The sequence below is a fragment of the Proteus hauseri genome (assembly GCF_004116975.1).
Taxonomy (GTDB): Bacteria; Pseudomonadota; Gammaproteobacteria; order Enterobacterales; family Enterobacteriaceae; genus Proteus; species Proteus hauseri.
This window is the reverse complement of the sequence record NZ_CP026364.1, coordinates 2375730-2388405: the sequence shown is the minus strand read 5'-3', so window position 1 is coordinate 2388405 and position 12676 is coordinate 2375730. Positions and strand designations below refer to the sequence as shown.

General features: G+C 31.8%; 11 protein-coding genes. 3 read left to right on the top strand and 8 right to left on the bottom strand.

The features are described from left to right. Window positions 1-3: 3 nt before the first annotated feature. Entirely contained in the window at window positions 4-546 is a 543-nt protein-coding gene (gene hpt, locus PH4a_RS10835; protein WP_064719099.1) for a hypoxanthine phosphoribosyltransferase, read from the bottom strand. A gap of 159 nt (window positions 547-705) precedes the next feature. Further along, a complete protein-coding gene (gene cueO / locus PH4a_RS10830) occupies window positions 706-2292 on the bottom strand; it encodes a multicopper oxidase CueO (RefSeq protein ID WP_129039718.1) in 1587 nt (528 codons plus the stop codon). A 214-nt stretch (window positions 2293-2506) separates the two neighbouring features. Between cueO and PH4a_RS10825 the strand changes: the two genes are divergently transcribed. After that, window positions 2507-2857, top strand: a complete 351-nt coding sequence (locus tag PH4a_RS10825) for a YacC family pilotin-like protein (RefSeq protein WP_064719097.1) — start codon at window positions 2507-2509, stop codon at window positions 2855-2857. A gap of 173 nt (window positions 2858-3030) precedes the next feature. Here PH4a_RS10825 and PH4a_RS10820 read toward each other — a convergent pair whose 3' ends face one another. Continuing rightward, window positions 3031-4080 carry an AbrB family transcriptional regulator gene (locus PH4a_RS10820; RefSeq protein WP_129039716.1) on the bottom strand — a complete coding sequence of 350 codons (1050 nt, stop codon included), beginning with the start codon at window positions 4078-4080 and terminating at the stop codon, window positions 3031-3033. Between the two features lie 116 nt (window positions 4081-4196). Here PH4a_RS10820 and PH4a_RS10815 point away from each other — a divergent pair, with 116 nt between their 5' ends. Then, the gene (locus tag PH4a_RS10815; RefSeq protein ID WP_129039714.1) at window positions 4197-4607 is read left to right on the top strand and encodes a GNAT family N-acetyltransferase; all 411 of its coding nucleotides are present in this window, start codon (window positions 4197-4199) and stop codon (window positions 4605-4607) included. Here PH4a_RS10815 and PH4a_RS10810 read toward each other — a convergent pair. The 5 genes from PH4a_RS10810 to PH4a_RS10790 form a co-directional block, all read right to left on the bottom strand. Next, complete coding sequence (locus tag PH4a_RS10810; protein ID WP_129039712.1) at window positions 4602-7778, bottom strand: hypothetical protein; 3177 nt, start codon at window positions 7776-7778, stop codon at window positions 4602-4604. The genes PH4a_RS10815 and PH4a_RS10810 overlap by 6 nt on opposite strands. Window positions 7779-7854: 76 nt before the next feature. Further along, complete coding sequence (locus PH4a_RS10805) at window positions 7855-8772, bottom strand: hypothetical protein (protein ID WP_129039710.1); 918 nt, start codon at window positions 8770-8772, stop codon at window positions 7855-7857. A gap of 197 nt (window positions 8773-8969) precedes the next feature. Next, window positions 8970-9674 (bottom strand): hypothetical protein, encoded by a 705-nt coding sequence (locus PH4a_RS10800; protein ID WP_129039708.1) that lies wholly within the window; start codon window positions 9672-9674, stop codon window positions 8970-8972. A gap of 222 nt (window positions 9675-9896) precedes the next feature. Further along, on the bottom strand, window positions 9897-10529 hold the full coding sequence (locus PH4a_RS10795; protein ID WP_064719092.1) for a helix-turn-helix transcriptional regulator: 633 nt from the start codon (window positions 10527-10529) through the stop codon (window positions 9897-9899). Window positions 10530-10592: 63 nt separating this feature from the next. Next, on the bottom strand, window positions 10593-11225 hold the full coding sequence (locus tag PH4a_RS10790) for a TetR/AcrR family transcriptional regulator (RefSeq protein WP_129039706.1): 633 nt from the start codon (window positions 11223-11225) through the stop codon (window positions 10593-10595). A 232-nt stretch (window positions 11226-11457) separates the two neighbouring features. On the opposite strand from PH4a_RS10790, the gene PH4a_RS10785 reads away from it, so the two are divergent. After that, the gene (locus PH4a_RS10785; protein ID WP_129039704.1) at window positions 11458-12669 is read left to right on the top strand and encodes a Tm-1-like ATP-binding domain-containing protein; all 1212 of its coding nucleotides are present in this window, start codon (window positions 11458-11460) and stop codon (window positions 12667-12669) included. Window positions 12670-12676 lie beyond the last annotated feature (7 nt).

The following is a 12676-nucleotide window of genomic DNA, read 5'->3' as shown; positions in this document are numbered from 1 at the left end:
AAATTATTCATCTAGCAAAGTTACATGGCCAATATAAGGCAGATGACGATAACGTTGCGCATAATCGATGCCATAACCGATAACAAACTTATCTTCTATAGAGTAGCCAATCCACTCAACTGGCACATCAACTTCACGACGAGAAGGTTTATCCAGTAAAGTGCAAATAGAAATAGAAGCCGGCTCACGTAGGCTTAAGATCTCACTAACACGATTTAAGGTATTACCTGAGTCAATAATATCTTCAACAATCAGAACATCTTTACCACGAATATCTTCATCAAGATCTTTAATGATTTTAACGTCACGCGTTGACGTCATACCATTACCATAACTTGAAACTGTCATAAAATCGACTTCATGAGGAGTTTCAATTTCACGGCATAAATCGGCCATAAAAATAAAAGAACCTTTAAGTAAACCGATTAAGACCAGATCATGTTTCTCTTGACGAGGAGTGTAATGTTCGGTGATTTCACGACCTAATTCAGCAATACGCTGTTTGATCTCTTCTTCAGAGATCATGACATCAACAATATGTTTCATGATTTATTTCGATTGGGTTAACGTGGAAAGCAACCGATTGTACCAGAACTTCCTTCATCATGCGATGATCTGATTTGATGAAAATAAGGGCATAAAATATCAATCTTACGCCCTTATTTAATTTATCTTGCTGATATTGCAGGCTATTACAGTGAAATACTACTTACTCACAGTAAAACCTAACATCATGCCAGTATCTTCATGTTCTAATAAATGGCAGTGCGCCATAAATGGATGTGCTTGTGTCGCTAAATGGTCAAACTTCACTAATATTTCGCTAATTTGCCCCTCTACTTTCACAATATCTTTCCAACCTTGGCGATGTTTTTCTGGTGCTCGACCATTCTCAGTTAAAATACGAAATTGCGTACCATGAACATGGAAAGGGTGTAACATCATATCACCACGCCCTGAAACAACCCAACGCTCGTAAACACCTTGTTTTACATCAAAAGCGGGTTCTGTCATGGAAAAAGGAATGCCATTAATACTGTTTGCATTGTGAAGATCAAAATCACCATTAGAATGGCCACAACCACTCATCATGCCGCCGCCCATCATGCCATTTCCATTGCCTTGACGCATATGACTCATTCCATGATGCAGCCCAGCTAATGCTTTATCACCGTAACGCTCTGTTAATGCCATCATTCCTTGCATATCTAATCGCATATCCATACGTAAATGTAATGGACGAGTTGCTAGATTACTTAATGGAGGCAATGCAGGCATAAGCGCGAGTGTATCAGGCAATACACCTTGTGCTTTTTCTGCTGAAGGTAATAAACGTAACACCGTCAATACGTTATCAAATGGCGCTAATACCATTCCCATTTGACGCACGGGTAAAGTGACAATATCAAAATCTCGTCCATCCGAAGTATCCACTAATACTTCAAAGCGCTCGCCCATCAAAATTGGTAATTCAGTCACTTTTACTGGTTCGGCTAATAATCCACCATCACTAGCGATAACATACATCGGTCTACCATCACTGGTGGCTAAATTTAGGCTACGCGCATTACAACCATTTAAGAAACGTAATCTTACCCAACCTTTTGGTACAATTTGTTGTGGCTGAATAGCGCCATTAGTTAGCATCATATCGCCAAACCAACCAATGGCAGCACTCATTACATCAAGCTGATAATCAATTTGCCCTTCACTGTTTAAACGTTTGTCTTGCAAAATTACGGGTAAATCATCAACTCCCCAGCGTTTAGGTAATTTATGCTTTGGTGTTTCATCATCTTCAATGATCACCAAACCACCTAATCCCATTGCGACTTGTTGGCCCGTAATTCCATGAGTATGAGGGTGGAACCAACATGTCGATTCTGCTTGGTTTGGTGTAAAAGTGACAGTACGAGACTGCCCTGGTGCGATAGTCGCCTGTGGGCCACCATCTTGCTCTCCACTAATTTCTAGGCCATGCCAGTGAACCGTTGTGGTTTCAGGTAATTGGTTATGAATATCAATAGTGACAGGCTGACCGCGCTTAAGTTTTAATGCAGGACCAAGTAAATTACCGTTATATCCCCACGTTGTGGTACTAGCAGAAGGAATAAACTGTGAAACACCTTGTTGAATATTCAGAACAATCTTTTGTTGTGCATCGGGACTAATTTGAGGTGGAATAGCCAATGAAGGCGTGTTACTTTGGGCGAATGCAAGACGACTCCAGCTTGGTAATAATGTTACTGCACTTAATGTGGCGCCTAATTTTAAAAATTCGCGACGTTGCATGATGTATTCCTTTGAATTAAAACAAGCTACTCTGTTTTTGTCGTAATAAAATCAATAAAGCAGTTCTGTAAACTAATTACAGATGCTAAAGTTTCCCCTTACTGGAAGGTCAATTTAAAACCAGACAAAATAGAGGGTCTTTGCAAAACTTTTAACTTAATTAAGTCAAATAACAAAACTTACGAAATCATCACACTGAGGAATGTCGTAACCAATGAAGAAAATGTTCGCCTTGCTTTGCAGCGTTACGCTCTCTTTCGCCACACTTTTTTCTTCAAGTGCAACCGCGTTAACTTATACACAAGCAGAAGACTTGGCAGATTTAACAGCGATCTACCTCTTTTTAAACAAAGATTGTGGTTATGAGCAGGTATCAAAGCAAAAAATAGAAAGAGCCATTTTTATCTTTTCTCGCTCTCAGCAATGGGATGTCACCAACTACTCTTCTTTACCAATGAGTCAATTAAATGAAGATAGTTATCGTGATTTGAAAGGAATAGAAGTGCCACATAATAAGAAATGTCAATTACTCGCTAATAAGTCACTGAGTTTATTAGACTATTAATCGGTGATTTTAAAATAAAATTGCTTAAAGATAACCTCTTATAACTTAATATGTTAAGAGAGGTTATCGTGTGTTTCATCACTACACCTTTACTACACCTAACTACACCTTTCGATTATTCTTTGTAATTACTCACAAGTTCCCAACGTCTAAGTTTTCTAATAAATCGTACTTTACTCTTTGTGAATATTCGCTTTCTTTTGTTTATACTCATTCCAAAAGAGTGCAACCGAAGGAATACTTTGAATAATCAACATTCTAAAAATATGGTTAGACATCACAAAAGCCGCATCGACATTCATCGTAATTGCAGCGAATGTCATCGCTTCCATACTACCTGGCGCCCATGCTAAAACTAAAGTTTCCCAAGGAACGCCCGTTAGATGAGCTGCAGAAAATGCGACAATCACTGTTAAAATCACATTAATAATCACGACTTGAACAGAAGAAAAAGCATTTTTAATTAATGATGAAAGAGGAAAAACTACAAAATGAGCACCAATATTCATACCAATTAAAACCATACTCAATTCATTAAGTAGCATAGGAAATGCAATAGGTTCATTGACAAAAGATTGGATAAGAACAGCACTGCCTAGTGAAGTAAGCATAAACGGAGCTGGAAATCGGATTTTCTGTAACAGTAATCCAGAAAACAAACCAACTACAACAATCAATAAAAGCCAAGCGGAAGAAAGCACGGTCATTTGGGGAAGTGCGAATTCTGGCATATTAGCTTTGTCACCCCCTACTATTATCCCGGCCATAATAATCAGTACCATTAAACGGATAGTATGAGAAATAACAATTTTTTGTGGTGGTGTTTTAGTATGATCGGTTAATGCAAGGATCGCCGCCATTGCCCCCGGCACTGCACCGAGCATTGATTCTTCTTTTGTCCAACCTATATGGCGATGAAACCAAAAATAACTAACAAAAAATTGAATCGCTAAACAAATCACTAAAGTAAGCAATAAAATAAATAGATTATCTGCGCTGCCTAAATGTACTTGATTAAACATTAAGCCAACAGACGTTCCTAATGTAAGCTGAATAAAGGTTAACGTATGTTTAGGAACTGACAATTCACTACCAAACCGATAAGCAATAATAACCACAATAATAGGCCCAAACATCAGCGCCATCGGTAAGCCTAAAAACGTGAGCCCAACACCAATTAATGAGCAAAAAAGAATACCCGGTATGGTTTTTAAGAACGACATTGTTGTGTTATCCAATTTTTTTATTTATTGTTTCCCATCCTAGCATTAGTAAGTTCAATTAATAACTAAATAGTTATAATGAAAGTATCGCTTTTTCTTAATATTAAGAGCCAATTATGCCTATAAAAATAACTACTAGCCCAACAGCTAATGATATAAATGAAATTTATAAAGGATTACTTACCCATAACCTTCAATTTATTAGTTTTGATCAATATACTCCTCTAGCTGTATTTAAAGAGGAAAACGGTAAAAAAATCGGTGGAATTAGTGGCGATATATTAGGTAATTGGTTGCGTATTCGTTATTTGTGGGTTGATAGTGCTTATCGAGGACAAAACATAGGTACAGAATTACTGCAAACAATGGAAAACACAGCCAAAGAAAAAGGCGCCAAATATGCTGAAGTGGATACCTTTAGCTTTCAAGCCCTGCCTTTTTATCAAAAGCAGGGATTTGAGATATTTGGCACGTTAGAAAGTTATCCTATTAATGATAAGAAATATTATTTAAAGAAGGATCTATAATCCTACTTTATTTTTCTTACTTGTTATATTTTTCTTACTTTCTGTATTTTTCATTTTTTCTATTTTTTTCTTATTTTGCGTATTTTGCATATTAATAACATACATTAAGTATTTACCAATTTCTTCTTTAGCTTCTTCTTTAAATTTTTCAATACCAGATTTAAATGTCTTTATATATGCTTCATTTCCTTTCTTACTTTTTTCATCTTTTATCAACGTTAATATTTTACTTTCTATTTCATTTATTTTTTCTATTCTCGTTATTTTGCCAATTTCGTCTATTTCATCTTCGTATTTTTTATATTGAAAATCATATTTAAATCTTTTTATACTTTTCATTTCGTTTTTCTTATTAATTTCCTCCGCTGCTCTATCACTAGCTCCCTCAAGGATTTTACTATTATTTACCCCCTTAATTATCACTTTTTTATTCACATCATTTTTCACTTCTTTATTTACTTTTCTTGTCACTAATACATAACTCACCATTCCATTAACTAAATCTAATTTAAGATCCTCAATATTTTCATTTTTATAACTACCCAATGATATGATGTTGTCATCTGTTAATTTAATATTCTTTATTACATTGATAAGTTTATTATTTTCAATAGTATCAGAAGAAATCATACCACTAGTAGCATTAGCAGCACTACCCTCACTAATAGCACTATCAACAGTATTTTCTCTTCGTTGACTTTCAATTTTTATATTATTTTCTTTCTCGACATGAGAATTTTTTTCTTTATTTATTACATTACTATTTATTACGTCACTATTTATTGCGTCACTCTTTATTACATCATTATTTATTACATCATTATTTATTACGTCATCCTGTTTTTTTAACTTCTTAAACTTTAATTCTAACTCAGTAACTTCATCTTTTAATTTTTTCAATCTTTCAACATGTTTAATATATTTTCCATCTAAGATATCATTAGGTAATTGGCTGATAGGAAAACTATTAACCATTTGGTTTCTGGCTATAAACTTACTTTTTAATTTTTCCACTTTACTTAACTCTGAGACATAAGTGTTTTTATCTTTAGCGCCAGAAGATAGCTTATTAATACTATCAACAAAACTCTGTAAATCATTAATCTTTTCATCTAAAGATATATTATTAATTTTTTCTTCTAAAGATAAAAATAAATCATCTACATTTAGAGCATTATCATCTATTTTACTATTAATAATATCAGTATTTTGTTCTATATAATCTAGTGGTTTATTCAGTGACTTAGCGTTAGCCTTACCTTGATTAACTTCAACTAATAGCTTATTAATTTCATTGTCTATTGATTCTGTTTTTGAGTCTATAATTATCTTATCTAACTCTTTAATTAAATTATTAACCACACTACCTTTAATGTTTATATCTTTATTTTTTAAAACATTAGAGTTTAAGCCATCAAAGTCATTTATTAAATCATTAGTTTTACTAGCTTCAATTTTTGACGATTTTATTTTTAATAAAATATTATTTAAAATTTCAGCTTCATCAGCTAAAGTACTTTTCACCTCTTCTAGATTAGCTGTATTTTTATTATTTAATAACTCATCGATTTCAATTATATTTTTATTTATTTCATTTTTGTATTTATCAAAATCACTGTAAAAATGGTCATTAAACTTGATGTCACTTAAAATAACCCTTTCTTCTTCATCTATTTTAGCTAAAGAGTCAAGAATACTATTAAATTTATTTTTTATATCATCGTCATAATGCTCAATTTTATTATAAACGTCATTTTCTATATTGATTATTTTTAAAATCTCATTTTTAAAAACACTTTCATCTTCTAATAGTTTTTTGGTTTTAATATCTTTTTCATCTAGATAGCTTTTTATTTCAAATAGATTTTCTTTAGTAGATGCTAATAGGTTATCAAATTCTGAATCAGAGTCGTCATATAATATCACGTCATCATCATTTGATTTATCTTCATTTCCTTTATCATCAAGAATAGCACTACAATATTTACTTTCATCTTCATAAAATAATTCTTTAGGAGATAAAATATCTTCTAATATTTCATCATTAAAAATATCATCAAATTCTAAATTAACATCATCAACATTGACCTTTGTGATTTCACTTTCACTTATATTTGAATTATTATCTGGGACTTTATTAGAGTTATGAATTTCGACCTCTACAATTATAGTTTTATTTTTATTAATAGCTTTATCATCATATTCTTTATTCGATTTATTCAACTCTTCACTATTTACTATTTCTTTCTCTCTAGATATTTCATTAGATGAAAAATCATAATGTTTATCAATGTATTCGCCCCCCCATTCATTTATTAGTTCTTTAAAGCTTATATTTTCACCAGCCTTTTTTCCTAACACTTTTTTCATTATTATTGATAGTCCGTTTTCTACCTCTCTCATTTTATTAATATTAGAACCACTTATTATGCCTCTTTCACTCTCAGCGATTACAAGTAAATTAATAGTACTTATAAAATTATCTCTTTCTTTAGAGCTTGAAAAATTATCCATAAAACTATATTTATCATTTAAATGTATATTTTCAAAAATATAGGTTTTATTAATAATATTATAGATATTTTTAAAATCAGATTTATTTAGATTACTCAGACTTAAATTGAGTATTTCATTAAAAATAGTAACTAACTCGTTATATTTGTTATTAACTTTATTAATAGATGAAAAATAATCTTTAGCTCTCTTAACCTCAGTCAAATAATTGCTAAAATCGTAAAAATTGAACTTACCACCTGCATGAGAAATTAAATCATTAATAATTTTAATTTCTTTGAGATTTTTAATTTCATTTAAATCAATTAACTCAGAAACATATCCTTTAATTTCAATTTCACTATTCGATCTCTCTATTAACTTTGCTTTTCCTGCTATGTTAATTTCTATGCAAGCTAAAAACTCTTTATAAGCTAGTCTATTCATTTCAGTAGAAGATAGTTTATTTTTTATATTTTGTATCATCTTATTAATTATAATTTTTCTATGAATAGAAGTAAGCAAGTTAATTATTTTTTTTAAAAATGTAGGTTTTACTGGTGTGTTTTTTACTCCCTTTATTTTTTCAGAAAAAACATAGCACTCTTTCTTTGGATATCTATGTTCAATATTCTTGAAACAAAAGTTTGGTTCAAACCCTACAGATTTCACACTCATAAAATATCCTATTTAAAATATTTAAAAATTAAAATATAGAAAAATAATTTCCCATATAAAAAACATAACTTGTCAATTAGACACGTTGAAAATAATTAGCAAAATACTTTCTTAACACCTCATCTTTAGATTTATCTAAGTTATTTGCATCTAATCCTAATCGATTAAAAACACCTGATAATTTATTCTCTGCTGCTGTTTTTTCTATATTTTCACTACCAGAACCACCAATACTCCTTACTCCATTACTCGTATAAGTCGTCGTTTCATTATTATATATCCCAAATGTTTCATAACTCATTAACAAAATAATGGCATCTTGAGCCCACTTGTAATTAATATTATTACTTGAATTTTTAAATATACGAGTGAGTAAATCATTACCCTTATCACCTTTGTTGATGTTTTTATAAAAGCTTTTATCCAGATAATTTATTATTTTATTTTCTTTATCAAGCATTTCTTTAGAAATATTTTCACTTGTCAGTTTTATTAAGTTATCTATTTGAGAAACAAATGCATCCTCACCATATATTTTTTTATTTTTCAATAAATTATTAAATAACTCTTTGGTTAAATCTAAATAGAGATCTTCTTTTACATTATCAAAATTATCATTTGAACGTTCTATTTCCTCTTTATTCTTTATATTCATTACAGAATCGAATGTTTTATTTATAATATTATCAAAATCAATATTTTTATGTTCACTATTAATTTCTCCTTTTACGAAAACTTTTAGTTCATTAATTCTTTCATAAGAAAATAAAAAATTTATTTTTTCATAATCACTCATCTCCTTAGGAACTTTCGTCTTATCATTAAGCATATCATTGATTTTTTTTAATATTTCACTTGGTAATTTAGAATAATTTTTTTTGAGATTATCCTTGGCTAAATCAGTAGTAAACTCATCTTTTAATTTTCTGATATCATTAATAAATTTACATTCTAATGCTTTTTCTAAAGTATGATATTTTATTAAACCATCCATCTCTGTTCGGTTAAGATTCTTTTTATTTATAACCTCATTAACATTATTAATAAATGTAATATTTAATTGTCCTAATCGTTGATTAAAACTTTTAAATACTTCTTTTTCATCTGATTTATTATTAATTAAAAAATCAGTTAATTCCTTATTAACTTTAGGATTTATTATATTTATTTTTATCGGTGTAATTGATCTTTCTATAAATTTAAAAGGCGAAATGAGAATTTTAAAAAAATTTTAACGTTTCTTTTTTTCTCAGATTTAAAGTAAAGACTTTCATTTACATTTAACTTTTGTTTACCTGAATCTAGAAGCCAACTAAGTAACTCATTAGTATTTTCTTCCTGTTTAATTGGATTTTTTGTAATATTTTCTACTTCTGGATATTCATAAACTGGATTCATGAATGCGAGAGCACCATTATTTTTCCTATCTACAGTTTCTAAATTATTTTCATTTGCATTTATTGAGTTATGTTTATTTTCAATTTCTGAATTATTTTCACTTTTAACTTCTGAATTATGTTTATTTATATTTATTGAATTATGTTTACTTTTAATTTCTGAATTATTTTCACTTTTAACTTCTGAATTATGTTTATTTATATTTATTGAATTATGTTTACTTTCAATTTCTGAATTATTTTTACTTGCAACTTGTGGATTATCTTTATTAAAATCTGAAAGATTAGGCTTTTCTTTACTTAATATATTTTCACATTCCTTAATAAAATCTTTTATAGTTCCTACTTTAGCACTACCAAAATATTCCCCAATATTAAATTGAGAACCAGTATTATCAACCTTTTTTACAGAGTTAATAAAATTAAATTTATTATTAATGTTATTTTTTATAGTACTTACTATTTTAGTAAACGATTTTTCCGTTATATTAATTGGCATTTTAAACACCTTCATTTAAATTATTATAGTTAGTCTATTCCTTTTATTTATCTAAGGTTTATAAAAATCGCACAAGAATAATCGGTTAATCACTTTCAATAAAAATACGGTATATTATTGAAAATAAAAAATAAAAATAAAAAAAGATATCAACAAGTGATATCTTTTTTTTAGTTTAATGATTTATCTTCCGCTGGAATTAAAAAATAATTTCTATCTTAATCATTCTTTTAAATCGTTATAAACAGTTGCCCTTGAAACCCCTAGATATTGTGCTGTTATCTCCATTGCTTTACGCAATGAAAGATAACCCTCATCTTGTAAGCAAAGCAGTAATTCACGGCGTTGATGTGGTTTAAGCGCTCTTGGTGTTACTGAATAAGTTGCAGAAAATTCGTCGATACGTTTTTTCAGTGAATCTTCTGTTACTGAGCTAAAAGTTTCAATGATATCGTTGCCCTCTTCAAGCGTTGCAAATTGATTAAGTACCATTTGCAAACCTTTGATCATCGAAATATCAATATTTAAACATAACGCTGCAACATAATTGCCCTGTTTATCTTTAATACCGATAGAGGTACTTTTTGCGGTTCTTCCATCGGGGAATTGATTCGGATAATTTGCAACAATTTGCGGAAAGTCGGAAGACTCAATACGCGCCATTCCTAATTCTGTTGCTCTATCTCCTACTTTTCGCCCTGACAGATTATTTTCAATAACCATAATGGTATTTTCACTATCGGTTAGATCATGAAGTACAACTTCACAAAAAGGCGATAATGTTTTACCAATGCCCTGTGCAATGTATTCTAGTTGTTCTACCAGCCACTCTTGGTCTACTGTTTTGTGTGACATAACGATCCTGCAATAGCTAAAACGTAAATGATTGATACAATTTTAACTGATTTATTCAAATAATTAATCGTTATCTGTAGGAAAATCTGACTTTGCCTGATTTAGAATAGCTTTTGCCATCCATTGAGTCATGTCAATGACCTGTTGATCGTCCATTTTCCAGATATCTTTCATTACTAAGAACACTTCTGAGCCATAAATCAGCGAAAATGCTTTAATGACTTTATCCCACATCTCTTCAGGATATTGTGCTTTTAATGGTTCAATAACCTTAAGAAGTATCTCTTTACGGTGGCCACGAATAAACCGTTTTTCTGTGTATTCACTTGATTGTCTCTCTTTTGCCCACTGCTGTAATGATACTTGCAGCGCTCCGCGTAATGCTCCTTCGTGTTTGAACATTTGTGGATAAGCAAGATTAAGTAATTTTTGGATACGCTGTTGCGTATTATCTTCAGCGATGGGTTTCCATGCAATGATAGGCGCTAAACTGGCATCAACCGTAGCACTAATCAAATCGCTTTGGGTTGGAAAATAACGATATGCCGTTGCTCTAGAAACACCCGCATGTGCCGCTAATTCTGATACTGTCGGTAACATTCCCTGCTCAAAAAGCCCCAACGCCGTAGTAACTAATAAATGGTAGGTTCTTTTTCGTGTACCGGACATTGCATCCGTTTCATCACTGTAACTCATAGTAAATCCTTCGCCATTACCATATTTTTGTATGGTTTACTGATTTTATGATAAATCCATAACACTATTAAAGTTTACTTTAGGTGATTAACGCTACCTAATCGATATCTAAAATAGAAAAAATAAAAATAATGAGACTCCGGTCTCAAAACGGTGCTATTATAAATGAAACTCAAGTCTCATTATGATTATAATCTATTCGTCAATAATCATAAAAGGTAAGGGAAGGCTAATGAAACAATATTCTGGCTCTATTTATATTGCGACGACGCTTGATACTAAAAGCGCTGAAATTTTTTATGTCAGTGAATTAATTAGAAAAGTAGGCCTTCCTGTAAAAACCGTCGATTTGACAACTAAGCCCACAGCATTAGAAAGAGAAGCCGATATCACCGCAGCACAAGTTGCAAGCTTCCACCCTGAGGGCAAAAACGCTGTATTTTGTGGTGATCGAGGAAAAGCTATTGCCGCTATGTCGGTCGCCTTTGAACACTATTTAGCCCACTGTGATGATGTCTTAGCCATTCTTGGGCTAGGCGGCTCAGGGGGGACGGCTCTGATTACACCAGCAATGCAATCTTTGCCAATTGGCGTACCTAAATTGATGGTCTCTACGATGGCTTCGGGTGATATTTCCGGTTACATCGGTGCTAGTGATATTTCAATGATGTACTCCGTTACTGATGTATCCGGCTTAAACCGTATTTCTCGTAAAGTTTTAAGAAATGCGGCTAATCAAATAGCTGGCGCTGTTTATTTTTACCAAGAAGAACAAGTTGTTGATAGACCAGCGGTAGCGTTAACCATGTTTGGGGTAACAACACCTTGTGTGCAACAACTGACTAAAAAACTTGAAAATAATTATGACTGCCTTGTTTTTCACGCAACAGGAAGTGGCGGCAAAGCGATGGAAAAACTGGCAGACAGTCACTTACTTCATAGTGTGCTCGACCTTACAACAACAGAAGTCTGTGATTATTTGTTTGACGGTGTACTTGCTTGTGATGAAGACCGTTTTGGCGCTATCGCCCGCGCTAAAACCCCTTATATAGGTTCTTGTGGTGCTTTAGATATGGTGAATTTTGGTCGCCCATCTAGCGTACCTGAGAAATATAAAGGGCGTCAGTTTTATCATCATAATGCGCAAGTCACTTTAATGCGTACAACACCAGAGGAAAACCGCCAGTTGGGTATTTGGATCGCTGAAAAATTAAATCAGTGTGAAGGCCCATTGCGGTTTGTATTACCACAGGGCGGTTTTTCAGCTCTGGATATTGAAGGGGGACCTTTCTGGAACCCAGCTGCTAATCAAGCGTTTTTTGATGCATTTATAACAACATTTAAAGAGACAGAGACCCGTAAATTGGTCATCAGTCCTTATCACATAAACTCAGCTGAATTTAATCAGCAAATTTATGATTTACACCAGGAACTTATTTGTTAACCACGGA